Below are 22,107 nucleotides of genomic sequence, written 5' to 3'. Positions count from 1 at the left end.
AAATAGGCTTCGACAAAAGGGATCGAGAAAAATGACGGTCTAACAATGTCTATTGACGGTCGAAATTCCGGCGCGGGCGGGAAATTCCGTGGCACCTCGCCGGAGCGGTGCCTGCGCGGCGCCCGGCTGGCGAGGTCATTATCCTCGCCGCAGGGGCGTGCGCCTCAGCCCTTCGGGAATTCCAGCCCCATTTCGCGGTAGCGCTCGGGATCGTCGCTCCAGTTTTCGCGGACCTTGACGAACAGGAACAGGTGGACCTTCGCCTCGGCCGCTTCGGCGATCTCGACGCGAGCCTTCTGGCCGATCGCCTTGATCGTCTGTCCGCCCTGGCCGAGCACGATCTTGCGCTGGCTTTCGCGCTCGACATAGATCGTCTGCTCGATCCTGACCGAGCCGTCCGGCCGCTGCTGCCAGCTTTCGGTCTCGACGGTCGAGCGATAGGGCAGCTCGTCATGCAGCCGCTCGAACATCTTCTCGCGCGTGATCTCGGCGGCGAGGAAGCGCAGCGGCGCATCGGAGATCTGGTCTTCCGGATAGAGCCAGGGACCAGGCTTAAGCCGCGTCTCGAGCCAGCTCAGGATATCCTTGATGCCGTAGCCGGTCAGGGCCGCGATCATGAAGGTGGTCTCGAACTTGCCGCGCTCGTTGAGCTGCGCAGTGATCGTGAGCAGCTTCTCCTTGGCGACCGTGTCGATCTTGTTGAGGATCAGGAATTTCGGCTGCTTCAGCTCGGCGAGCTTCTCGAGCAGCCGGGTGTTCTCCTCATGGTCGAAGCGCTCGACATCGATCAGCACGCCGATCAGGTCGGCATCGCTTGCGCCGCCCCAGGCGCTGGTCACCATGGCGCGGTCGAGCCGGCGCTTCGGCGCGAAGATGCCGGGCGTGTCGACGAAGATGATCTGGGCCGGGCCGGACAGCGCGATGCCCCGTACCTGGGTCCGCGTGGTCTGCACCTTGCGCGAGACGATCGAGACCTTGGCGCCGACGAGTTGGTTCAGCAGCGTCGACTTGCCGGCATTGGGGGCGCCGATCAGCGCGACGAAGCCGCATCGGGTCGGCAGTTGAGGCTCAGCCATGCTCGCCCTCCGCATTCTCGTTCCACAGGCCCTGCCGGCGCAGGAGCGTTTCGGCGGCGGCCTGCTCGGCGAGACGCTTCGAGCGTCCCTCGGCTTCCGCTTCCACCAGGGTTCCGATCCGTACCACGATCCGGAACACCGGGGCATGGTCGGGCCCGGAGCGGCCGAGCTCGGCATAGGTCGGCGTCGGATGGCCCTGGCCCTGCGCCCACTCCTGCAACGCCGTCTTGGCGTCGCGCAGCGGCGTTGCGGGCTTGAGCAGGCGCTGGCCGAAGCCGGCCTCGACCAGCTTGCGGGCGGCCGCGTAGCCGCCATCGATGAAGACGGCGCCGATCACGGCTTCGCAGGCATCGGCCAGGATCGCCTTGTTCTTGCGGGCGCCGGCCAGAATCTCGCCTTCGCCGAGCCGCAGATTGGGGCCGAGCTCCCAGGCCGTGGCGACCTCGGCACAGGTTTCCTTGCGCACGAGATCCGCGAGGCGACGTGACATGTCGCCTTCCTCGGCCTGCGGGAAGGTGGTGAACAGCATGTCGGCTATGGAGAGACCGAGCACCCGGTCGCCGAGGAATTCGAGGCGCTGATAGCTGGCCAGCCGCCGCTGATCGGCGCTCATATGGGTCAGCGCCGTCTCCAGCAGGGAGCGCTCGGCGAAGCGATGGCCAAGCCGTGCTTCCAGCCGCGCGAGATCCGGCAGCTTGCGGCCGGTTTCACCAGGCTTCGTCACTTGATCGTCGTGAACATGCGGCTCCAGCGCACCGTCCAGGGCCATTCCCAGAGGCGCCAGGCGGAGGCGCCTTCGTCGATCGAGAAGAAGATGATCTCGGCGCGTCCGACGAAATTCTCGAAAGGCACATAGCCGACGCTGCGATCGCGCGAATCCAGCGAGTTGTCGCGGTTGTCGCCCATCATGAAGAAGTGGCCGGCCGGAACCTGGAAGACCGGCGTGTTGTCGAAGGTGCCGGTGTCGCCCTCGCGCTCGATGATCTGGTGGCTGACGCCGTTGGGCAGCGTCTCGCGATACTGGATCGCCGGGGTGGTGCGGCCCCACGGGTCGGTGGTGACGAAATCGGCAATGCGCTCGCGCTTCACCGCCTGGCTGTTGATGTGCAGCACGCCGTCGATCATCTGGATCCGGTCGCCCGGCAGGCCGATGACGCGCTTGATGTAGTCGGTCGAATTGTCGCTCGGCAGCTTGAACACGGCGATGTCGCCGCGCTTCGGCTCGGCTGCCCAGACGCGGCCGTTGAAAAGCGGCGGGCTGAACGGCACCGAGTGCTTCGAATAGCCATAGGTGTATTTCGAGACGAACAGGTAGTCGCCGATCAGCAGCGTCGGGATCAGCGAGCCCGAGGGGATGTTGAAGGGCTGGAACAGCAGGGTGCGGATCACCAGCGCGATCAGCAGCGCCTGGACGACGACCTTGACCGTCTCCAGGAACCCGCCTTCGTCCTTGGCCTTGCTCTTGATTTCGGCGTCGTTGGCCACAAGGGGCTCCCGCTGGCTACCTGTTCGAATGCGCGGTCTAGCCGAATGTCGGGCGAGGGACAACGCGCATCGCGTCACGGCCTCGTGCGTGGCGCAGCCTCCGGAAGGCGCATGGCCGCCTTGCTTGGTGCGCGGGAAGGAAAGCGATCTGCGTTGACGAAAGTGCCGCGCAAGAACAGTCTTGCCGATGACTGACGTTTTGGGGGAATCAACATGAGTGCAAAGAAGTATGCCGCCGAAGTCATCGGCACCTTCTGGCTCACCTTCGCGGGCTGCGGCAGCGCCGTGATCGCCGCCGGGTTTCCGCAGGTCGGCATCGGTTTGCTCGGCGTCGCGCTCGCCTTCGGCCTTACCGTCGTGACCATGGCCTATGCGGTCGGGCACATTTCGGGCGGGCACTTCAACCCGGCCGTGACCATCGGCCTGGCGGCAGGTGGCCGCTTCCCGGCGAGCCAGGTCCCTGGCTATATCGTGTCGCAGGTCATCGGCGGCATCGCGGCGGCGGCGGTGCTCTATTTCATCGCCAGCGGGGCGCCCGGCTTCGACGTCGCCAAGGGCTTCGCCTCCAATGGCTATGGCGAACACTCGCCCGGCAAATACGGGCTCGGCTCGGCTTTCGTCATGGAATTCGTGATGACGGCGGTTTTCCTCTTCGTGATCTTCGGCGCGACCAGCAAGCAGGCCCCGGTCGGCTTCGCGCCCCTGGCGATCGGCCTGGCGCTCGTGCTGATCCATCTCGTCAGCATTCCCGTGACCAACACCTCGGTGAATCCGGCGCGCTCGACCGGCCCGGCCCTCTTCGTCGGTGGCTGGGCGATCTCGCAGCTCTGGCTGTTCTGGCTGGCGCCGATCCTCGGCGGCATCTTCGGCGGCGTGCTCTATCGCTGGATCAACGACGAGGCCTGATGGCCGCTCTGCAGAGCGGCCCGCGAGGTGGGAGGAGGCAGCGCCGCGCTGCCCCCTCTCTCCTGCAGGCGGTGATGAAAACCTCGCCGCGCGGCGAGGTTTTTCTTTGCATGCAGAATGACTATTATTCTTGATGTGCACGCTAAGGTAGTGCAGTCTCCCTGCGTCGCCTGATGTCGAGGGCATGACCTGCGACGAGTGGGCGGTCGGTTGCGGGGGGCATCGAGATGTCTCGGGCGTCAGACGGTCGGCCAAAGGTCGGCGTTGTGCAGCTTCAACAGGCGATTGAAGCAATTGCGACCCTCGGCGCGACGGGCGCGCGCTCGCCTGAGGATGTCGAAATCCTGCAAAGAGCTTTCAACGAAGCTGCGAAAACGGTGACGATGCCGGCGCCATCCCCGGGGCCGGGGGCGGCAATGGAGGAGCACTCCAAGGCCTGGATCGGCATCGATCCGGATGACGGCCGGGTCCTGAAGATTTTCATCGATCCCTGGCCGCCGGTCCCCGGCCCGAAAAAGCCGACGGCAGTCTAGCGACGAAATTCCCCTATGGGGCCCATGCTGCACAGCAGTGGGCCCCGGGTTCGGGATGTTCTGCAGCAGATCATTGACATAGTCGGGCAATCGGAGTGGGCAATGGCGGCCGTCTTCTTCGAAGTCGAGATCGACAGCACGAGCGGGGCACTGCTGCTGAAGGCTGCAAAGGACGGCGCGCCGTCGCCGGAGGCCGATGAGCTGAGCAAGCGGTTTCGAGCCTTGTTCGACCGTATTCGCGTACGGGTTCCCCCGACGCCGGGCCGCGCCGCTTATCTCAGTAGCCTGCTCGACGAGGTCAAGGCTGCGCTCGAAGTCGGCGATCTCGACCGTGGCAACGCCGCCTACGAGGCGTTTTCGCAGCAGGATCTGCGTATCCGCTATTTCGCGGCGTCGATCGACGCCAATGGCGATCTGCATATCTCGGCGCCGCCCTGGCTCGAAAACCCGGTGCCCCCCGATGTCCGCACATTTCTCGACCGCCTCGAAAACGCTTGCCGCAAGGTCGGCTTGCTGGTGAAGGGCGAGGAGGCGCGCAAGCACCATTTCGCCGCGCTGGAGAGCCATGCCAAGCACGGGCTGGAGGAGGGGCAGATCAGCAATGCGACACTGGCCCTCGGCCATTTCGAAGCGGAGTTCGTGGCCGAGGAGGGGCCGGCGATCCGCAAGCGCCATTTGACCGCGACTTTGCGGACGGCCCTGTTGATCGTCGTCGGCGCCGGGCTCCTCAAATTACTGCTGCCACAGGTGGCGCAAGCCTACGCGGAGCATCTTCCGCCGCTTGCCATCGCAAACGGCTTCATGGCGACGATCATGTTCCTGGCGATCGGAATCTGCCTTGGGGTCGTGTTCTTTGCTTTCATCCGCAACCTGACCCTGAGCTTCGACAGCCTCGGCAATTTCGATACGGCGCATCTCTCGCCATGGCTGCGTTTCACGCTCGTCGGGGTGATCACCGCCCTGCTTTGCATCTTGATGAGCGCCGGACTGATCAAGCTCGAGATCAACGATCTGAAGCTGTATGAGTACAGGACCAATGTCTATGCTGCGCTGCTCGTCGGTATCCTCTGCGGCTACAGCGACACTGCCATCACGCAACTGCTGACCGGGGTGCTCGACCGCAAGCCGCCGTCCTGAACGGGGCGGCCGGGTTCAGGACCGCTTCAATCGGGCCTCGATCACCACGAAGGCCTGGGCCATCGGCGGATCGTCGGTCAGCGAGACATGGACGATGATCTCATGTCCCGGCGGCGTCATTTCGGCGAGTTTTGCCGCTGCGCCCCCGGTCAGTTTCATGGTCGGCCGGCCGCCGGGCAGATTGACCACTTCCATGTCGCGCCAGAAGACGCCATGGCTGATGCCGGTGCCGAGCGCCTTGGCGCAGGCCTCCTTGGCGGCGAAGCGGCGGGCATAGGAGGCCGCCCGGGTCGCCCGGCGGTCCGATTTCGCCTGCTCGCCTTCGGTGAAGATGCGCTGCGTGAAGCGTTCGCCGAAACGCGCCAGAGAATTCTCGATGCGGCGGATGTCGCAGAGGTCTGAGCCGATGCCGAGGATCATGCCGAGGCTTTAGCCGATGAGGACTTCGCTGGGAACTCCACCGTCACTGCGAGGAGCGCAGCGACGAAGCAAGCCAGGGCGTTTCTCTGGATTGCTTCGCTTGCGCCCGCATGACGATCATCCGGCGGCGCGGCCCTCGTCCATCGCCCGGCGCATCGTGGCCAGCGCGGTTGCCAGGCCGACGAAGATCGCCTCGCCGATCAGGAAGTGACCGATGTTGAATTCGACGAAGGCGGGCACGGCCGCGAGCTTGCGCGCGGTGTCGTAGTCGAGCCCGTGGCCGGCATGGACCTCGAGGCCGAGCGAGGCGGCATAGGCGGCGCCCCTGGCGAGGCGCTGGAATTCGGCCTCGGCCTTGTCGGCATGACCATCGGCGACGGCGTGGCACCAGGTGCCGGTGTGGAGCTCGACCACTGGGGCGCCGAGCTTGGCCGCCATCGCGATCGGTGCCTCGTCCGGCTCGATGAACAGCGAGACACGGCAGCTGGCGGCCGCGAGGCGCGCGATCGCGGGGGCGAGAGCTGCCGCCTGACCTACGACGTCGAGCCCGCCCTCGGTGGTGCGCTCCTCGCGTTTCTCCGGCACGAGGCATGCGGCATGCGGCTTCAGCTTCTCGGCGAGGCCGATCATCTCCTCGGTTGCCGCCATCTCGAAATTGAGCGGCTTGGAGAGTTCGCGTGCGAGCCGCGTCATGTCGGCGTCGCGGATATGGCGCCTGTCTTCGCGCAGATGGGCGGTGATGCCGTCGGCACCGGCGGCGATGGCAAGATGGGCGGCGCGGACCGGATCGGGCAAGGCACCGCCGCGGGCGTTGCGTACGGTGGCGACGTGGTCGACATTCACACCAAGGCGCAGGCGGTTCTTCGGCATCGTCAGGCTCCCCAGATCCTGCTCCAGCCTCTACGCCCTGGCCGGCTCCGGCTCAAGGCAACGGAGTTGATCGGCCTCTTCAGCGTTATTGATCGGTCGCGGCGCCATCGGCGAATTTTCGCGCCGGTCGCCTGTACGGGGAGCGATCTGTTGTTAAGGCCTGCGCGCTATTCTGCGGCAATGCAGTACTCCGTCTCGGACCGAAAACATTTCGAAGCGGACGTTTCGCCGGATCGGCGCGACGCCAGCCAGTCGCCCGATCGGTCGCTGGGCCGGGTGGTTTCGTGCTCCGGCGCGCGCGCGACCATCGCCGCCACCGTCTTCGGGCCGGCCCTCGGTCCGAACAATATTTGGGCCGTCGGCCGCCTGATCTCGATCAATCTCGGCGAGAGCCGCATCGTCGGCATGGTCTATCAGATGCGGGTGATGAATCCGGGCTGGGAGGAGAGCGGCGCGAATGCGATCGGCATCGAGGTCGAGCTTCTGGGCGAGGTCGTCGACCGGCCGGATGGGAGCTGCCGTTTCCAGAGCGGAATCTCGACCTATCCGCCGCTGGGCGCGCTGGCGCACCGTATTCGTTCGCGCGACCTTGCCGCCGTCCACGATCTCGGGGGCCAGGAAGGCGCAGAGATCGGAACCTTGTCGCAGGACTGCGCGATTCCCGCGACGGTCAGCGTCGAGCGCCTGCTCTCGCGCCATTTCGCCGTGCTTGGCACCACCGGTGTCGGCAAGTCGAGCGCGGTCGCCCTGCTGCTGCGCAAGGCTGTGGCGGCGAAGCCGAATCTGCGCGTGCTGATCCTCGATCCGCACAACGAATACGCCCACGCCTTTCCCGAGAATTCGGTCCGTATCGACGCCCAGACGCTCGACCTGCCGTTCTGGACCTTTCGTTTCGACGAGTTCGCCGACATCGTCTTCCGCGGCCGCCCGCTGGTCGAGGAGGAGGCCGAGATCCTGCGCGAGGTGATCGCCGTCGCGCGCAGCCGTTACCGCAGCGGCGCCGCCCACGACATGGCGCGTGACCTCGGCAGCAGCGTGCTGAAGCGGCCGCTCGATCTGGGCGCGCGCCGCCCGGCGGAAATGGGCGGAGCGGCGGGTCTCGCCGTGCCCTATCGCATGGTCGATCTCTTCGCTGCGATCGACGAGCTGATCGGCCTGCACGAGCAGCGCTATCCGCGTACTGCGCTGCGCTCGCTGCGCGTGCGGCTGGAGACGCTGCATGCCGATCCGCGCTATGGTTTTCTCTTCGCCCATGCCAACAGCATCGAGACGATCGCGCCGGTGATCGGCCAGATCTTCCGCGTGCCGCATCAGGGCCGGCGGGTCACGGTTTTCCAGCTCGCCGGCCTGCCTTCCGAGGTGGTGAACGCGGTAGCCTCGAGCCTGGCGCGGTTGGCCTTCGATCTCGCAATCTCGAGCCGGGGCGGATACGAGATCCTGCTGCTCTGCGAGGAGGCGCATCGCTACGTGCCGCACGATCCGAGCCTGGGGTTCGCGCCGACGCGCCACGCCATCGCCCGCATCGCGCGGGAAGGTCGCAAATATGGCGCCTATCTCGGCATCGTCACGCAGCGCCCGGGCGAGCTCGATCCGACGATCCTGTCGCAATGCTCGACGGTCTTCGCCATGCGCCTCGCCAATGACGCCGACCAGCAGATCATCCGCGCGGCGATTGCCGACGCCTCGGCCAGCACGCTCGCCTTCCTGCCTTCGATCGGCAATCGCGAGGCGATCGCCTTCGGCGAGGCGGTCGCGACGACGATGCGCATGCGTTTCCTCGACCAGCGGCCGGAGGAGCTGCCGGCCATGGCCGGTCACGGGCCGGGAACGGCAGGCCGGCCGGAGCCCGGCCTCGAGGAGCTCGTCGCCCGCATGCGCGGGCTCTGATCGCCGCAGATCGGGGGGCGCCGCCGCTCGCTGGCGGCATGTGCGCCGCGGCCAATGCGTCAGGCCGTTTCCAGCGCCCGATCCGCCGGCGCGGCGGCCTGGTGCACGAGCTTGGTGACCAGCGCGTCGATGGCGGTCTCGGCCGCGGCAATCGATGCGCGCAGACGTTCGTCCGCGAACTCGTCGTATTCGATGGCGATCGCATGCGTTTCGGTGAGGCCGATATAGCCCATAGGCACGGTCAGGCTGCGTTCGACGAGATTGATGGCCTCCAGGCGCCCGCCGGCATCGTAGCCGTAATCGCCGCGCGAGGAGAGGATGACCAGCCGCTTGCCGGCGGGCAGCATCGGCCAGTACGGCTCGCCTTGCCGGCTGCGGTCGAAGCCGAAGGTGACGCCGACCCGCACGACATTGTCCACCCAGGCCTTGAGCTGCGCCGGAAGGCCGAAATTGTACATGGGCGCACCGATCACGATCAGGTCGGCCCGGAGAAGCTCGCCCGCCAGCAGGTCGCTCTCGGCGAGCAGCGCCTGCGCCGGGCCGTCTCGGCGTTCGGGCCGGGTGAAGGCGGCAGCGATCCAGTCGCCGCTGACGGGCGAGGGCGGCTGCTGCCCGACATCACGATAGGTCAGGCTGTCCTGCGGTCGCGCAGCCCGCCAGCGATTGACGAAGCGATCGGTCAGCCGGCGGGTATGCGACCCGCGAGGATCAGTTCCAGACCGCCCGGGGCGGGCGCTGGCATCGATCTGCAGGATGTGAAGCGGTGTCATGAGGGGGCTCCATGAAGTCGAATTTCTCATGCGAAACTCTCGCTTCTCCTCAGATATCCCTCTAAGAAATTGCAGACAAAAGCGAATTTCTCAGCCGATAGATGATTTCAATTCAGCCATGACCGCGATCCGGAAACTCCCGCCGCTCGGTGCGCTTCGCGCCTTCGAGGCGGCGGCACGGCATCTGAGCTTTCAGAAGGCCGCCCAGGAGCTGGCGGTGTCGCCGACCGCGGTCAGCCATCAGCTTCGCTTGCTGGAAGCCACGCTCGGCCTTTCGCTGTTTCATCGGCATGTCCGGCGCGTCTCGCTGACCCCGGCCGGCGAGCGGCTCTATCCGGTGCTCAGGGATGGCTTCGACGATTTCGCGCGCGCCATCGCCGATCTCGGCCCGCAGAGCGAGGTCAGGGCGGTGACCGTTACCGCGACGACGCTCTTCACTGCCCGCCGCCTCATTCCGGCTCTGAACGCCTTCCAGGCGCAGTGGCCGCAGATCACGCTGAGGCTGCATGCCTCGGATGCGACCGTCGATCTGTCGCGCGATACGGCCGATCTGGCGGTGCGCTACGGCCCAGGCCCGTTCACAGGCCTCGTTTCGGAACCCTTGTGCCAGGAACGTTTCGGGGTCGTCTGCAGCCCCGCGCTCGGCATCCAGGGGCCGGCCGACCTGCAGGCTGTCACACTTATTCATTCGGAGTGGCAGCGCCGGGACTGGCAGCCGGATTGGGCGCGGTGGCTGGCCGCGGCCGGGATCACGGGGGTGAATGCCGAAGTCGGCCTGCGCTTCACTGACGAGAACCACGCGATCCAGGCGGCGATCGCCGGCCAGGGTGTGGCGATCGCCAGTCTGGTCCTGGTCGAGGACGAGCTGTCCCGCGGCGTCCTCGTCCACCCGTTCGGGCCGGTCGTCGAGGGACATTCCTATCATCTGCTCGCCACCGAGGAAGGCGCGGCGAGGGCCGACGTCCAGGCCGCCCGGCAGTGGCTCAAGTCGGTCGCGGTGCCGTGACGGGCATGGGTGCCTGCCGGCGGCCCGGGCAGGGCGGCGTAAAACCTTGCATCTGTGGCGTTCTGCCTGTAAGAGCGCCCTTCATCGTTTCCATCGCATCGACGACATCTGGAAGGAGCCCGCGGGATGGCTCGCGTTACCGTTGAGGATTGCATCGACAAGGTCGAGAACCGCTTCGAGCTCGTTCTGCTCGCGAGCCATCGCGCCCGCATGATCGCCTCCGGCTCCTCGATCCTGGTGCCGCGCGACAACGACAAGAACCCCGTCGTTGCCCTGCGTGAGATCGCCGAAGAGAAGCTGACCCCCGAGGATCTCAAGGAAGATCTGATCCATTCGCTGCAGAAGCATGTCGAGGTCGACGAACCCGAGGCCGACCCGGTGCCGCTGCTGACCTCGCAGTCGCATGTCGCCACGCCCGATTCGGAAGTCCAGTTCGACCGGATGAGCGAAGAGGACCTGCTGCGCGGCCTCGACGGGCTCGTGCCGCCGACCGAGAGCGCCGACGACGAGGACTGAGCGCATGCGCCTCGGCCAAGGCCGGGCAGTGTGAACAATTGTTGACGATGATTGCTAAAGCCCGGCCCTGCCGGGCTTTTTCATGCCCGATGCGCGGCATACCGCCTTGCCGCCCGGCAGGCCTATGCAGATATTGGATGAATTCTATGACGGCGATCGGCGGAGCGGGGCCCGCATGGGCATGATGCGGCAATACGAGCTTGTCGACCGGGTCAAGCGCTACAATCCCAATACGGACGAGGAGCTCCTCAACCGCGCCTATGTCTATGCGATGCGTGCGCATGGCACGCAGAAGCGCGCCTCGGGCGATCCCTTTTTCGCCCATCCGCTGGAAGTCGCGGCGCTGCTCACCGATCTCAAGCTCGACGACGCCACCATCGTCGCGGCCGTCCTGCACGACACCGTCGAGGACACCGAGGCGACGCTGGAGGAGATCGAGAACCTCTTCGGTCCCGACATCCGCCGCCTCGTCGACGGGCTGACCAAGATCAAGAAGCTCGATCTCGTCTCCAAGAAGGCGGCGCAGGGCGAGAATTTCCGCAAGCTGCTGCTCGCCATCGTCGACGATATCCGCGTGCTCCTGGTCAAGCTCGCCGACCGTCTGCACAATATGCGCACCCTGCACTACATGGCGCCCGAGAAGCGTCTGCGCATCGCCGAGGAGACGGTCGAGATCTATGCGCCGCTCGCCGGCCGCATGGGCATGCAGGAATTGCGCGAGGAGCTCGAGGAACTCGCCTTCCGCCACATCAAGCCGGAAGCCCACGAGACCATCACGAAGCGACTGGAGGAGGTGACCCAGCGCGAGGGCCGCGTCATCAGCGAGATCGAGAACGATCTCAAGACCAAGCTCGCCGAGCGCGGCATCGAGGCGCAGGTCTATGGCCGGCGCAAGCGCCCCTATTCGATCTGGAAGAAGATGGAGCGCAAATCCGTCTCCTTCGAGCAGCTTTCCGACATTTTCGGTTTCCGCGTCATCGTCGAGAAGCCCGAGGACTGCTATCGCGTCCTCGGCATCGTGCACATGACCTGGCCGATGGTTCCCGGTCGCTACAAGGACTACATCTCGACGCCGAAGCAGAACGACTACCGTTCGCTGCACACCACCGTGGTCGGTCCCGGCCGCCAGCGCGTCGAACTGCAGATCCGCACCGACAAGATGGACCGCGTCGCCGAATACGGCATCGCCGCCCATGCCCGCTACAAGGACGGGCGTACCGCCGGCGCGATCGGCGAGGCGGATGAGAGCCGCGCCTATCAATGGCTGCGCCGCACCGTCGATCTCCTGGCCGAGGGCGACAACCCCGAGGAGTTCCTCGAGCACACCAAGCTCGAACTCTTCCACGACCAGGTCTTCTGCTTCACGCCGAAGGGCCGGCTGATCGCGCTGCCGCGCGGCGCGACGCCGATCGACTTCGCCTATGCCGTCCATACCGATGTCGGCAACACCGCGGTCGGGGCCAGGATCAACGGCCGGATCGCGCCGCTCCTGACCGAATTGCAGAACGGCGATGAGGTCGAGATCACCCGTGCCGAGGGGCAGGCGCCGCCGGCCGCCTGGGAATCGCTGGCCGTCACCGGCAAGGCCCGCGCCGCCATTCGCCGTGCCACCCGCGCCGCCGTGCGCCGGCAATATGCCGGGCTTGGCCGCCAGATCCTCGAACGCGCCTTCCAGCGCGCCGAACGTGCGTTTTCCGACGAGAAGCTCAAGGCGGCGCTGAAGCGCCTTGCGCGCAGTACCGTCGACGATGTCTTCGCGGCCGTCGGCCGCGGCGAGATGTTCTCCGGCGATGTGGTGAAGGCGGTCTATCCGGATCTGGAGCCCGAAAAGCGCCTCGCGCTCGATGCCAAGAGCAAGGGCGGTGCGGCCGGCAAGGGCTGGTTCGAATTGCGCCAGGGCGGCGAGAACCTGAAGTTCAAACTGCCGGAAGAGAGCCCCGGCGCCGATGCGATCCCGATCCGCGGCCTCGGCGGCGACCTGCCGGTGCGCTTCGCGCCGGGCGGCGGCGCTGTGCCGGGCGACCGCATCGTCGGCATCCTGACGCCGGGCGAGGCGGTGACGATCTATCCGATCCAGTCGCCCTCGCTCGCCGCCTTCGACAACGAGCCGGAACGCTGGCTCGACGTGCGCTGGGACCTCGACGACAAGCGCCCGCAGCGCTTCCCGGCGCGCATCCAGCTCAACTCGATCAACGAGCCGGGCTCGCTCGCCCAGATCACCACGACGATCGCCGAGCATGACGGCAATATCGATGCGGTTCAGATGGTCCGTCCGACGCCGGATTTCACCGACGTCACCATCGACCTGACGGTCTGGGACCTGAAGCACCTCTCGGCGATCGTCAGCGAGCTGCGCGAGAAGCGGGTGATCAGCCGGGTCGAGCGGGTGGTGGCGTAGGCGCTTCCGTCATGGTCGGGCTTGTCCCGACCATCCACGTCTTCCCTCGGGCAAGGCGGTGTTCAAGGCGTGGATGCTCGCCACAAGGGCGCGCATGATGGTTCGAGATACGGTTTTGTTCACCCCGCCCGGAACGCCGCCGCGAGTTCTCTGACGAAGGCGTTGGCGCGCGGCGTCACGACATTGCTGCGTAGCACCACCTCGGAGGCACCGAGAACGGGCAGGCCCCACGCGGCGCCGACATCGACCGACCCGCGTGGCGCGATCCGTGCCGCGAGCGGCGAGACGCCGAGCCCACCTTCCACAGCCGCGAGCACCGCCGCCATGCCGCCGCCGATGAAGGATTCGCGCCAGGGCCGGCCGGCGCGTTCCAGCGCTGCGACGGCATGCAGCCGCAGGCGGCATTCGGCGACGAGATTGACCAGTGGCAGCGGCCCGTCGGGCCGTGGCAGGGCAGGGGCTGCGAACCAGCCGAAAACGTCGCGGCGCAGCACTTCGCCCGTCCGTCCCTGGCCGAGACGCAGTATGACCGCGACATCGAGTTCGCCGCGCTCATAGGCCGCCTCCAGCGCTGCGGAAGGCTCGATCCGCAACCCGATGACGAGGGTCGGATCCTGCCGTGCCAGCCGCGCCAGCAGGGTAGGGGCGTCGGCGCCGACCGCCTGCTCGCTGATCCCGATCGTGATGCGTTCGGCGGGCTGCCGGAAGGCCTGAAGGGCTCGCTCATGCGCCGCCATCAGTTCGCGTGCGGCCGGCAGGAAGCGCTCGCCGTCCGGAGTGAGCCGGACCAGCCGCGGATGACGCTGCAGCAAGGTCTGGCCGAGGCTCGCCTCCAGCCGCTTGATCCTGGTGCTGACCAGCGACTGCGCCGTGCCGAGCGCTTCGGCCGCGCGGGTGAAGCTGCTGAGTTCGGCCGTGCGCAGGAAGGCGCTGACGGCGTCGAGATCGAGCGTGGTGGTCATATGATCATCAATAGATATCACTGATATCATCAATGATGCGATTTTCAGATTTATGGGACAAGCCTAGCTTGGGGGTGTTCGCGGGCTCGCCCGCTTGCCGACGGAGTTTGCAATGCCCCTGATCCGAATCTCGATGCGCCGGGGCCATCCGGCCTCGCATCCCGCCGCCATCGTCGACGGAATCTATCGCGCCCTGCGTGCCACCTTCGAAGTCCCTGAGAACGACCTGTTCGCAGTGGTCCACCAGCATGAGGCCGAGGAATTCGTCTTCGATGCCAACTATTTCGGTTTTCAGCGCTCGGACCGTCTGGTGATCGTCCAGATCACCGTCGCCAACACCCGCGGCGTCACCCAGAAGAAGGCGCTCTATGCCGCGATCGCCGCGAACCTCCAGCGCGAGCCGGGGTTGAGGCCGGACGACATCTTCATCAGCCTGGTCGAGGTCAAGCGCGAGGACTGGTCGTTCGGCGGTGGGATCGCGCAGTACGTGGCGTAGTCGTTGGGCGAGGAACCGCGGGGAACCCTCTCCTGAAAGGAGAGGGCAGGGTGAGGTGTAGGCCGTCGGACCAGTGCCGCGAGCGCTGGCCGCGCCGCCGCGGTCAAGCTCGCGATATCCCTCCCGAACACCTCACCCCTACCCCTCTCCTTCCAGGAGAGGGGATCCCGCGCTTCTGCTGACAACGTTGTGTGCATAGGCACTGGAAATGCCAGGAACCTTCGCCATAACTCTGCTCCATGGAATGGAGCGACGAGGGCACGATCATCGGCGTCCGCCGGCATGGCGAGAGCGCCGTGATCCTGGAGGTGATGACGCGTCTCCATGGTCGCCATCTCGGTCTCGTCCGCGGTGGCCGCTCGAGCCGGCAGCAGCCCGTTCTCCAGCCGGGGAACGCGGTTTCACTGACCTGGCGGGCGCGGCTCGACGAGCATCTCGGCGAGTACAAGGTCGAGCTCCTGAGCTCCCACGCCGCCCGCCTGATGGCGCAACCGGTCGCCCTCTACGGGCTCGCCAGCATCGCCGCTTTGCTGCGGCTCCTGCCGGAACGTGATCCGCATCCCGCCTTGCATGAAGGGCTCGGCGTGCTGATCGAGCATCTTGACGAGGTCCGCCTCGCGCCGGCGCTGATCGTGCGCTTCGAACTCGCCATGCTGGGCGAACTCGGCTTCGGGCTCGAGCTCAACCGCTGTGCCGTGACGGGTGCGCGCGAGGAGCTCAGCCATGTCTCGCCGAAGTCCGGCAAGGCGGTGAGTCGCAAGGCTGCGGAGCCTTATCTCGACCGCCTGCTGGCCCTGCCGCGCTTCCTCAGCGAAGGGCAGGGCGCGAACCAGCCCCTCCCGGCCGAGATCGCGGCAGGCTTTGCGCTGACCGGGCATTTCCTGCGGCGATACCTTTACGAGCCGCGCGGGCTCGCCGAACCGCCCGAACGGGCCCGGCTGCTGGAGCTGGCGACAAAAATCCACTGATTTTCGCAGCTTGTTCATCGGTAAACTTTGCAGTTGCCAGCGCGGCCCTGCATCTTCATGGGAAGTGATTCGCGGCCGGACGCGGCCGCAAAGTCGAGGTTGAGTGCACCATGGGTAAGCCTGTCGAGCCGCCGCCGGAGGAGGAGTCCGAGCGCGTCGATCTGAAGACCGCGCTCGAGGAGCGCTATCTCGCCTATGCGCTCTCCACCATCATGCATCGCGCTCTGCCGGATGCGCGCGACGGGCTGAAGCCGGTCCATCGCCGCATCCTGCACGCCATGCGCCTGCTCCGGCTCGATCCCGGCCAGGTCCACAAGAAATGCGCCCGCATCGTCGGCGACGTCATCGGTAAGTTCCACCCGCATGGCGACCAGTCGGTCTACGACGCGCTGGTGCGCCTCGCCCAGGATTTCGCCCAGCGCTATCCGCTCGTCGACGGACAGGGCAATTTCGGCAATATCGACGGCGATAACGCCGCCGCCTACCGCTACACCGAAGCGCGCATGACCGAGGTCGCGCGCCTGCTGCTCGACGGTATCGACGAGGACGCGGTCGATTTCCGCGAGACCTATAATGGCGAGGACGAGGAGCCGGTCGTGCTGCCGGCCGCCTTCCCGAACCTGCTGGCCAACGGTTCGCAGGGCATCGCGGTCGGCATGGCGACCTCGATCCCGCCGCACAACGCCGCCGAGCTCTGTGACGCGGCGCTCTATCTGATCCAGCACCCGGAGACGAGCTCCGAGCAGTTGATGACCTTCGTGCCGGGACCGGATTTCCCGACCGGCGGCATCATCGTCGAGAGCCGGGCCTCGATGATCGAGACCTACAGCACCGGGCGCGGCGCCTTCCGCACCCGCGCCCGCTGGGTGAAGGAGGAGCTGGAGCGCGGCGCCTGGCAGGTCGTCGTCACCGAGATCCCCTATATGGTCTCGAAGGGCAGGTTGATCGAGAAGATCGCCGAGCTCCTGAACGAGCGGAAGCTGCCTCTGGTCGCCGATCTGCGTGACGAGTCGGCCGAGGACATCCGCATCGTCATCGAGCCGCGCGCCCGCAATGTCGATGCCGCCCTGATGATGGAATCGCTGTTCCGGCTCTCCGAGCTCGAATCGCGCATTCCGATGAACATGAACGTGCTGACCGGCGGGCTGGTGCCGCGCGTGCTCGGTCTCGCCGAGGCGCTGCGCGCCTGGCTCGACCATCGCCGCGACGTGCTGCTGCGCCGCTCGCGCTTTCGTCTCGGCCAGATCGAGAAGCGGCTCGAGATACTGCGCGGCCTGCTGATCGTCTATCTCGACCTCGACCGGGTGATCAAAATCATCCGGGAGGAGGACGAGCCGAAGATCGAGCTGATGCGCGTCTTCGAGCTCACCGAGATCCAGGCTAACGCCATCCTCGACACCCGGCTGCGCGCCCTGCGCAAGCTCGAGGAGATGCAGCTCAAGACCGAACTCGACGAACTCACCGCCGAGAAGGGCCAGATCGAGGGGCTGCTCGCCTCCGACGCGACGCAGTGGAAGACCATCTCCTGGGACATCCGCGAGGTGAAGAAGCTGTTCGGCCCCGAGACCGCGATCGGCAAGCGCCGCACCAGCTTCGCCGACATGCCTGAGACGACCGAGATCGACCTGACGCAGGCCATGGTCGAACGCGAGCCGGTGACGGTGGTGATTTCGAAAAAGGGCTGGATCCGGGCGCTGAAGGGCCATGTCCAGGATCTGTCGGGCCTGTCCTTCAAGGGCGATGACGGGTTGCGCACCGCCTTCTTCACCGAGACCACGGCGAAGATCCTGGTGATGGCGACCAATGGCAAGATCTTCACCCTGGAGGCCTCGAAGCTGCCCGGCGGGCGCGGCTTCGGCGATCCTATCCGCCTGATGATCGAGCTGGAGGAGAGCGCCGAGATCGTCGCCGCCTTCCCCTATCGCCCAGGGCTCAAGCTGCTGATGGCGACGACCGAGGGACGCGGCTTCGTGGTCTCCAGCGACGACATCGTCGCCAATACCCGCAAGGGCAAGCAGGTGCTGAACGTCGATGCGCCGGTAGAGGCGATGCTCGCCGTGCCGGTCGAGGGCGACCATGTCGCGATCATCGGCCAGAACCGCAAGCTGCTCTGCTTCCCGATTTCGGAGGTCGCGGAGATGAGCCGGGGCAAGGGCGTCAAGCTGCAGCGCTACAAGGATGGCGGGCTCTCCGACGCCAAGGTCTTCGCTTTGGCCGACGGGCTGACCTGGCTCGACACCTCGGCACGCACCTGGACGGTGGCGCAGGCCGAGCTGCTGGAGTGGCTCGGTCACCGGGCGGAGGCTGGTCGCTTGCCGCCGAAGGGCTTCCCGAAGAGCAATAAGTTCGGGGGGTAGTCGAAGCGTTGTCCTCGGGCGCAGACCCGAGCCTCTCTTGCAGGCAGAGGCTCCGGCCAGCATTTGAAGCGTCCTGGAATATGCGGGGCCTCGCCTCGTCCAAAAGTGACGTTATTTCAGAGGCCTGCGCGGAACTCCGGAATCAATCCGTCAGCGGCTTGATTCAATCTCTCAGCGGATCGCAGGGCCGACCATGCCGACTTCGAGCCCAAGCGTGATCTTGTCGGTGACCGCCCATTCGACACCGGCGCTGACCTCCGGCCTGACCGCGATGTCGGAACGCGAGAAGGGCGCAGAGAACGGCGTTGCGCCGTAGCGATAGGTCTCGTTGGCGGCCGCCATGCCGAGCTTGGTGTAGAGCAGCACGTCCGGCGTCGCGAGCACGCCGGCCTTGATCTGGAAGGCGCCGGCGATGTCGCGGGTGAAGCTCGCCTGGCCGAATCCGGGATTGCTGTAGCCGCCGAAGCCCGGCGCATATTCCAGCGCCCCGACGATGCCGAAGACGAAATCGCCGTCGCGCCACATCTTGCCGCCTTCGAGGCCGATGGTCGGCCCCGCCGAGGTGCCGTAATGCTTCGAGCTGGTGACCTGGAAGCCGCTCGAGATGCGGGCGTAGGAGCCTTCCCATTTGACCCCGCCCGGCGCCAGGGTGGGTTGCGACCAGGCGAAACTCGGCAGGGTCGCGAATCCCGTGAAGGGCAGGAAGGCCTGGGCCTGGGCCGATGTTCCGGCGCAGGTCAGGCTCGCAAGTCCGGCGAGAAGGGCAAGACCTCTCGCTCGTGCCAGGAATGCGGGCGCGCTCATGCTCATGACCTAGCAGATGAGGGCGCGATTGTCGCGCTTTTGTGGCGTCGGCTCGGGTCGGCTCAGGCGACTTTGGTCTTCAGCCGCAGGAAGCGCATGGTTCGGTCGGCGGTCGCACTGTCGAGCCTCGTATAGTCGCGCAGATCATCCTCGAGCGTCTTGGCCGCGAAGTAGAGCCGCCGACCGCGCAGGCTGAGGACTGCCCGGAAGGTTTCCTGGTCGAGGTCGAGCGCGCGGGCCAGCACGGCGATGCCGCTGACGTCGCGCTGCAACAGCACCCGCAATGCCTGTTCGTTGCTGATCTCCGCGGCCGCGCCCAGCACCTGGGCGAGATGGAAGGCCCGGTCCTCGTCGGCCAGCATGGTCACCACTTCGGCGAGCGTGCGGACCTTGGTTCGCAGATCGGCCAGCAAAAGCTTGACCTCGAGGCGCTGTTGCCGCGCCTGCCTGGCGAGCGCGGCCGAATCCTGGCTGCGTTCGCCCTGCTCGGCGACCTGCTCGACGATGCGCAGCACGCGCTGGACGCGCTGCGGCGAGAGGTCGCTGCGACGGACCAGCGCCTCGCCGACCGCGACATCGTCGCCCCCGCGTTCGAGAAGCCGGTCAAAGCCGTGCTCGGAGAATTGCGCGCCTTCATTGCCGCTGACGGTGCGCAGCACGGCATTGTCACCACGCTCGACCAGGATGTCGGTGACGCTTTCCGAAAGGCGCGCGCGTTCGGCTATTGCATTGAGATGCGCCTGGGTCTGGCTCACCGCGATGGCCGCGAGGTCGGTGTCGGTGAGGACCGGAGACAGCTTCAGCACGAGCTTCGCCACCTCGGAATCGGCGTCCTCGGCCAGCGAAACCGCGACCTGGTGCGGCAGGCTCGGCGTCGCCGCGACGCTATCGGCGTATTGCTTGCGGTCCTCGCTGTCGAGATGCGGCAGGGTGCGCAGCGCGATGTCGCCGTAATGCTCCTTGGAGATGTCGCTGGGTTCGCCGTCGAGCAGGAACAGGTCGGTCACGGCATTGAGAAGCTGGCGCCGCGAGTCCGAGGACATGTCCGCCGGCATGCGGGAGAGCGACTGCAACATGGGTAGGTCCGGCCATTGTGAGCGCGCGACGCTGCGAGCGAAGACCGCAATCTGCCTCATGTCTCTTTGATTTAGTCTTAAGCTGACCGACCCATTTCAGCCGATCGGCAAAGTATTGTGCGCGCGCATCGCGTTCATGTGTTGCCTGCAACGCGCAAGGGCGGAGGTTCAGGCGGCCGGCAGACAGGCCGGGCCGAGCGGCTCGAAGCTCTTATAGGTCAGGATGAACTCCTGATGGCCGAGCTCTTCGGATTTGGTCCGCGCGCCCTGCGCCAGCGAGACGACGAGATCGCGGATTTCGGTGCCGACCTCGTCAAGGCTCGCCCGTCCTTCGAGGATGCGGCCGGCATCGACGTCCATGTCGTCGCTCATCCGGCGATAGGTCTCGGGGTTGGCGCAGATCTTCACCACCGGCGAGATCGCCGAGCCGACAACCGAGCCACGGCCGGTGACGAACAGCACGCAATGCGCGCCGCAGGCGATCAGCTCGGCGATCTCGGCATTGTCGTTGATGTTGGGGAAGCCGAAGCGGACCTCGCCATCCGGTACCACGTCGAGAAGATAGAGCCCGCCCCTGGGTGGGATGTCGCCCGGCTTGATCAGGCCGGAGATCGGTGATGCCCCCGATTTGGCATAGGCGCCCATCGACTTCTCTTCGATGGTCGAGAGCCCGCCCTCGGCATTGCCGGCGGCGAAGGAGCCATAACCCAGCGTCGCATAATAGCGCGCCGCCTTGGCGACGGATTTCTCCAGCTCGACGCCGAGCTCTGGCGTGATGGCGCGGGCGGCCATGATGTGCTCGCAGCCGATCAGCTCGCCGGTCTCCTCGAAGATGCAGGCGGCGCCCTCGGCGATCAGCTGGTCGAAGGCGCGGCCGGCAGCGGGATTGCCGGTGATGCCCGAGGTGCCATCGGAGCCGCCGCAGACGGTGCCGATCACCAGTTCGTTCACCGCCATCGGAACGGTCTCGGTCTCGTCGAGCAGGCTGCGCTGCTCCTCGACCCAGGCGCGCCCCTCCTTGATCGAGGCGCGCGTTCCGCCGGTGCCCTGGATGACGATCGTCTTCACCGGGCGGCCGGTCGCGCGGACGGCGCGCTCCAGCGCATATTTGTTGAAGCTCTCGCAGCCGAGCGAGATCAGCAGCACCGCCCCGACATTGGGATGGGTGCAGAGCTGCTCCATCATCCGCTCGGCGTATGCGTTGGGATAGCAGCCGGGGAAGCCGATGGCGTGGACCTCGTTCTCGCGCCAGGGCAGGGCGATCTCGCGCGCGACGTGATGGGCGCATTCGACGAGATAGGCCACCGCGACGACGTTGCGGATGCCCTTGCGGCCATCGCTGCGCAGATAGCCCCTGAGCTCGGTCATCGGGTTGCTCCAGCCTCGCGCTCGTCTTCGAGATGATGGGTCGGCGTGTAGTCGCTGCGCATGTTCTGGACATGGACATGCTGGCCGGGTGCGATCGCGGCCGTCGCGACGCCGATCGGCGCGCCGTATTTCAGGATCTTATCGCCGGGCGCGATCGCCCGGCGTGCGACCTTGTGTGCCAGGGGCACATCGCGGTCGAGCGTCGCCGCGCCCGCACCGGTCTCGATCGCTTCGCCGGCTGGCAGGCGGGTGCGCGCGACGAAGACGTTGTCGCGGGGATCGAGCAGGATCAGGCGCGGGTCGTGGCTCATCAGAACTTGCCGAACTGCAGATAGGCCTGCTGGGGGTCGGTTCCGGCGAGGATTGCGGTACGGACCTTGTTCTCGGCCGTGATCGCGGTCTCGGACTTGGTCAGCACTTCCTCGATGATCTCGGCGGGGATACGGACCACGCCGTCGCGGTCGCCCAGGATGAAGTCGCCCGGACGGATCCAGACATCGCCGATCTTGATCGGCTCTTCGACCGCCTTGGGCTGCCAGAAGCCGACGATGTCGCGCGGCGTATAGGCCTTGAAGTAGACCTGATAGCCCATGTCGATCATGAACTCGGTGTCGCGGGCCAGGCCGTCGATGACGCAGCCGCGCACGCCCTTGTTCTTCAGGGTCTCGGCCGAGAGCTCGCCCATCAGCGCGCAGCCCTCGGTGTTGGGCTGGCAGACCCAGACATGGCCGGGCTTGGCGCGCGAGAGCAGGCCGGTCCAGGCGAGCAACGTCTCATGCGCGTCGAACTCGCCGGTCTTGCCCTCGAGCGTAAAGGCCGGACCCGCCAGCTTGGTTCCGGGCAGAAGCGGGCGCAGTTCGGACGGCAGGACGAAGTCCTTCAGCCCCATTTCGCGAAGAATGTCGTGAATTACGCCGGTGTAGCAGCGCTCTAGGCGCTGGGTCAGCTGGTCGACCATATTTCCTCCAATACGGGCCGCCTGAGAGGGCGGCGGCCCTCGCGGCTAGCTATCGCCCGTTGCCACCCGCCTGAGCAAGTGCTCGTTCTGCAGCCCGGTCGTGCATCTCAAACG

The 22,107-nt window shown here is 66.3% G+C and carries 22 protein-coding genes; 10 read left to right on the top strand and 12 right to left on the bottom strand.

The window, feature by feature from the left end:
• Positions 1–164 precede the first annotated feature (164 nt).
• From era to lepB, 3 genes are read right to left on the bottom strand one after another with little or no spacing between them, the layout of a single operon-like run.
• Positions 165–1,076, bottom strand: coding sequence for a GTPase Era (gene era, locus AC3RCC_RS18745; RefSeq protein WP_291639534.1), 912 nt, complete (start codon positions 1,074–1,076; stop codon positions 165–167).
• The gene (gene rnc / locus AC3RCC_RS18740; protein WP_465247218.1) at positions 1,069–1,845 is read right to left on the bottom strand and encodes a ribonuclease III; all 777 of its coding nucleotides are present in this window, start codon (positions 1,843–1,845) and stop codon (positions 1,069–1,071) included. Before rnc ends, era begins: the two co-directional genes overlap by 8 nt.
• Positions 1,797–2,561 (bottom strand): signal peptidase I, encoded by a 765-nt coding sequence (gene lepB, locus AC3RCC_RS18735; protein ID WP_492256208.1) that lies wholly within the window; start codon positions 2,559–2,561, stop codon positions 1,797–1,799. Before lepB ends, rnc begins: the two co-directional genes overlap by 49 nt.
• Positions 2,562–2,774: 213 nt before the next feature.
• Here lepB and aqpZ point away from each other — a divergent pair, with 213 nt between their 5' ends.
• The 3 genes from aqpZ to AC3RCC_RS18720 all read left to right on the top strand — a co-directional run bounded on the left by aqpZ (position 2,775) and on the right by AC3RCC_RS18720 (position 5,137).
• Positions 2,775–3,467 (top strand): aquaporin Z, encoded by a 693-nt coding sequence (gene aqpZ, locus AC3RCC_RS18730; protein WP_291639539.1) that lies wholly within the window; start codon positions 2,775–2,777, stop codon positions 3,465–3,467.
• A 266-nt stretch (positions 3,468–3,733) separates the two neighbouring features.
• Positions 3,734–4,000, top strand: a complete 267-nt coding sequence (locus AC3RCC_RS18725) for a hypothetical protein (protein ID WP_492256207.1) — start codon at positions 3,734–3,736, stop codon at positions 3,998–4,000.
• Between the two features lie 15 nt (positions 4,001–4,015).
• Complete coding sequence (locus AC3RCC_RS18720) at positions 4,016–5,137, top strand: hypothetical protein (RefSeq protein WP_492256206.1); 1,122 nt, start codon at positions 4,016–4,018, stop codon at positions 5,135–5,137.
• A gap of 15 nt (positions 5,138–5,152) precedes the next feature.
• Here AC3RCC_RS18720 and acpS read toward each other — a convergent pair whose 3' ends face one another.
• Complete coding sequence (acpS, locus tag AC3RCC_RS18715) at positions 5,153–5,557, bottom strand: holo-ACP synthase (RefSeq protein ID WP_492256205.1); 405 nt, start codon at positions 5,555–5,557, stop codon at positions 5,153–5,155.
• Positions 5,558–5,674: 117 nt separating this feature from the next.
• Positions 5,675–6,427: a pyridoxine 5'-phosphate synthase gene (locus tag AC3RCC_RS18710; RefSeq protein WP_492256204.1), complete on the bottom strand. Its 753-nt coding sequence runs from the start codon at positions 6,425–6,427 to the stop codon at positions 5,675–5,677.
• 180 nt (positions 6,428–6,607) lie between these two features.
• Between AC3RCC_RS18710 and AC3RCC_RS18705 the strand changes: the two genes are divergently transcribed.
• Positions 6,608–8,314 carry an ATP-binding protein gene (locus AC3RCC_RS18705; RefSeq protein ID WP_492256203.1) on the top strand — a complete coding sequence of 569 codons (1,707 nt, stop codon included), beginning with the start codon at positions 6,608–6,610 and terminating at the stop codon, positions 8,312–8,314.
• Between the two features lie 59 nt (positions 8,315–8,373).
• Here the strand turns inward: AC3RCC_RS18705 and AC3RCC_RS18700 are convergent, their stop codons facing one another.
• Positions 8,374–9,084: an FMN-dependent NADH-azoreductase gene (locus AC3RCC_RS18700; RefSeq protein WP_492256202.1), complete on the bottom strand. Its 711-nt coding sequence runs from the start codon at positions 9,082–9,084 to the stop codon at positions 8,374–8,376.
• Here AC3RCC_RS18700 and AC3RCC_RS18695 point away from each other — a divergent pair.
• From AC3RCC_RS18695 to AC3RCC_RS18685, 3 genes are all read left to right on the top strand, one after another.
• On the top strand, positions 9,083–10,090 hold the full coding sequence (locus tag AC3RCC_RS18695) for a LysR substrate-binding domain-containing protein (protein ID WP_492256201.1): 1,008 nt from the start codon (positions 9,083–9,085) through the stop codon (positions 10,088–10,090). The two genes, AC3RCC_RS18700 and AC3RCC_RS18695, sit on opposite strands and share 2 nt — an antisense overlap.
• A 126-nt stretch (positions 10,091–10,216) precedes the next feature.
• Complete coding sequence (rpoZ, locus tag AC3RCC_RS18690; protein ID WP_291640156.1) at positions 10,217–10,606, top strand: DNA-directed RNA polymerase subunit omega; 390 nt, start codon at positions 10,217–10,219, stop codon at positions 10,604–10,606.
• Positions 10,607–10,787: 181 nt separating this feature from the next.
• Entirely contained in the window at positions 10,788–13,004 is a 2,217-nt protein-coding gene (locus AC3RCC_RS18685; protein ID WP_291640172.1) for a RelA/SpoT family protein, read from the top strand.
• Positions 13,005–13,123: 119 nt separating this feature from the next.
• On the opposite strand, the gene AC3RCC_RS18680 is transcribed toward AC3RCC_RS18685, so the two are convergent.
• A complete protein-coding gene (locus tag AC3RCC_RS18680) occupies positions 13,124–13,966 on the bottom strand; it encodes a LysR family transcriptional regulator (RefSeq protein WP_492256200.1) in 843 nt (280 codons plus the stop codon).
• Positions 13,967–14,078: 112 nt separating this feature from the next.
• Between AC3RCC_RS18680 and AC3RCC_RS18675 the strand changes: the two genes are divergently transcribed.
• From AC3RCC_RS18675 to parC, 3 genes are all read left to right on the top strand, one after another.
• Entirely contained in the window at positions 14,079–14,462 is a 384-nt protein-coding gene (locus tag AC3RCC_RS18675) for a tautomerase family protein (protein WP_291640152.1), read from the top strand.
• Positions 14,463–14,701: 239 nt separating this feature from the next.
• Positions 14,702–15,430, top strand: a complete 729-nt coding sequence (recO, locus tag AC3RCC_RS18670; protein WP_492256199.1) for a DNA repair protein RecO — start codon at positions 14,702–14,704, stop codon at positions 15,428–15,430.
• A gap of 110 nt (positions 15,431–15,540) precedes the next feature.
• Complete coding sequence (gene parC / locus AC3RCC_RS18665; RefSeq protein WP_492256198.1) at positions 15,541–17,787, top strand: DNA topoisomerase IV subunit A; 2,247 nt, start codon at positions 15,541–15,543, stop codon at positions 17,785–17,787.
• Between the two features lie 171 nt (positions 17,788–17,958).
• On the opposite strand, the gene AC3RCC_RS18660 is transcribed toward parC, so the two are convergent.
• From AC3RCC_RS18660 to AC3RCC_RS18640, 5 genes are all read right to left on the bottom strand, one after another.
• Entirely contained in the window at positions 17,959–18,591 is a 633-nt protein-coding gene (locus AC3RCC_RS18660; protein WP_492256197.1) for an outer membrane protein, read from the bottom strand.
• A 62-nt stretch (positions 18,592–18,653) separates the two neighbouring features.
• On the bottom strand, positions 18,654–19,667 hold the full coding sequence (locus AC3RCC_RS18655) for a DUF2336 domain-containing protein (RefSeq protein WP_291647867.1): 1,014 nt from the start codon (positions 19,665–19,667) through the stop codon (positions 18,654–18,656).
• A gap of 168 nt (positions 19,668–19,835) precedes the next feature.
• Positions 19,836–21,035, bottom strand: a complete 1,200-nt coding sequence (locus AC3RCC_RS18650) for a UxaA family hydrolase (protein WP_492256196.1) — start codon at positions 21,033–21,035, stop codon at positions 19,836–19,838.
• On the bottom strand, positions 21,032–21,346 hold the full coding sequence (locus AC3RCC_RS18645) for a UxaA family hydrolase (protein ID WP_291640137.1): 315 nt from the start codon (positions 21,344–21,346) through the stop codon (positions 21,032–21,034). Before AC3RCC_RS18645 ends, AC3RCC_RS18650 begins: the two co-directional genes overlap by 4 nt.
• Positions 21,346–21,993 (bottom strand): RraA family protein, encoded by a 648-nt coding sequence (locus AC3RCC_RS18640; protein WP_492256195.1) that lies wholly within the window; start codon positions 21,991–21,993, stop codon positions 21,346–21,348. The genes AC3RCC_RS18645 and AC3RCC_RS18640 overlap by 1 nt, the downstream gene beginning before the upstream one ends.
• Between the last annotated feature and the right edge of the window lie 114 nt (positions 21,994–22,107).

The sequence above is a fragment of the Allobosea sp. GW823-FHT01F03 genome, from assembly GCF_058798075.1.
This window is presented reverse-complemented; position numbering and strand designations above follow the sequence as displayed.

Excerpts from the sequence above, each read along its gene's own strand:
- AC3RCC_RS18700 (WP_492256202.1), bottom strand. The coding sequence starts at position 9,084 with ATGACACCGCTTCACATCCTGCAGATCGATGCCAGCGCCCGCCCCGGG.
- AC3RCC_RS18685 (WP_291640172.1), top strand. The coding sequence starts at position 10,788 with ATGATGCGGCAATACGAGCTTGTCGACCGGGTCAAGCGCTACAATCCC.
- AC3RCC_RS18650 (WP_492256196.1), bottom strand. The coding sequence starts at position 21,035 with ATGACCGAGCTCAGGGGCTATCTGCGCAGCGATGGCCGCAAGGGCATC.
- AC3RCC_RS18655 (WP_291647867.1), bottom strand. The coding sequence starts at position 19,667 with ATGTTGCAGTCGCTCTCCCGCATGCCGGCGGACATGTCCTCGGACTCG.
- AC3RCC_RS18720 (WP_492256206.1), top strand. The coding sequence starts at position 4,016 with ATGGGGCCCATGCTGCACAGCAGTGGGCCCCGGGTTCGGGATGTTCTG.
- AC3RCC_RS18645 (WP_291640137.1), bottom strand. The coding sequence starts at position 21,346 with ATGAGCCACGACCCGCGCCTGATCCTGCTCGATCCCCGCGACAACGTC.
- AC3RCC_RS18640 (WP_492256195.1), bottom strand. The coding sequence starts at position 21,993 with ATGGTCGACCAGCTGACCCAGCGCCTAGAGCGCTGCTACACCGGCGTA.
- AC3RCC_RS18705 (WP_492256203.1), top strand. The coding sequence starts at position 6,608 with ATGCAGTACTCCGTCTCGGACCGAAAACATTTCGAAGCGGACGTTTCG.
- recO (WP_492256199.1), top strand. The coding sequence starts at position 14,702 with ATGGAATGGAGCGACGAGGGCACGATCATCGGCGTCCGCCGGCATGGC.
- AC3RCC_RS18710 (WP_492256204.1), bottom strand. The coding sequence starts at position 6,427 with ATGCCGAAGAACCGCCTGCGCCTTGGTGTGAATGTCGACCACGTCGCC.
- AC3RCC_RS18675 (WP_291640152.1), top strand. The coding sequence starts at position 14,079 with ATGCCCCTGATCCGAATCTCGATGCGCCGGGGCCATCCGGCCTCGCAT.
- AC3RCC_RS18695 (WP_492256201.1), top strand. The coding sequence starts at position 9,083 with ATGAGGGGGCTCCATGAAGTCGAATTTCTCATGCGAAACTCTCGCTTC.
- acpS (WP_492256205.1), bottom strand. The coding sequence starts at position 5,557 with ATGATCCTCGGCATCGGCTCAGACCTCTGCGACATCCGCCGCATCGAG.
- rpoZ (WP_291640156.1), top strand. The coding sequence starts at position 10,217 with ATGGCTCGCGTTACCGTTGAGGATTGCATCGACAAGGTCGAGAACCGC.
- era (WP_291639534.1), bottom strand. The coding sequence starts at position 1,076 with ATGGCTGAGCCTCAACTGCCGACCCGATGCGGCTTCGTCGCGCTGATC.
- parC (WP_492256198.1), top strand. The coding sequence starts at position 15,541 with ATGGGTAAGCCTGTCGAGCCGCCGCCGGAGGAGGAGTCCGAGCGCGTC.
- rnc (WP_465247218.1), bottom strand. The coding sequence starts at position 1,845 with ATGGCCCTGGACGGTGCGCTGGAGCCGCATGTTCACGACGATCAAGTG.
- aqpZ (WP_291639539.1), top strand. The coding sequence starts at position 2,775 with ATGAGTGCAAAGAAGTATGCCGCCGAAGTCATCGGCACCTTCTGGCTC.
- AC3RCC_RS18680 (WP_492256200.1), bottom strand. The coding sequence starts at position 13,966 with ATGACCACCACGCTCGATCTCGACGCCGTCAGCGCCTTCCTGCGCACG.
- AC3RCC_RS18660 (WP_492256197.1), bottom strand. The coding sequence starts at position 18,591 with ATGAGCGCGCCCGCATTCCTGGCACGAGCGAGAGGTCTTGCCCTTCTC.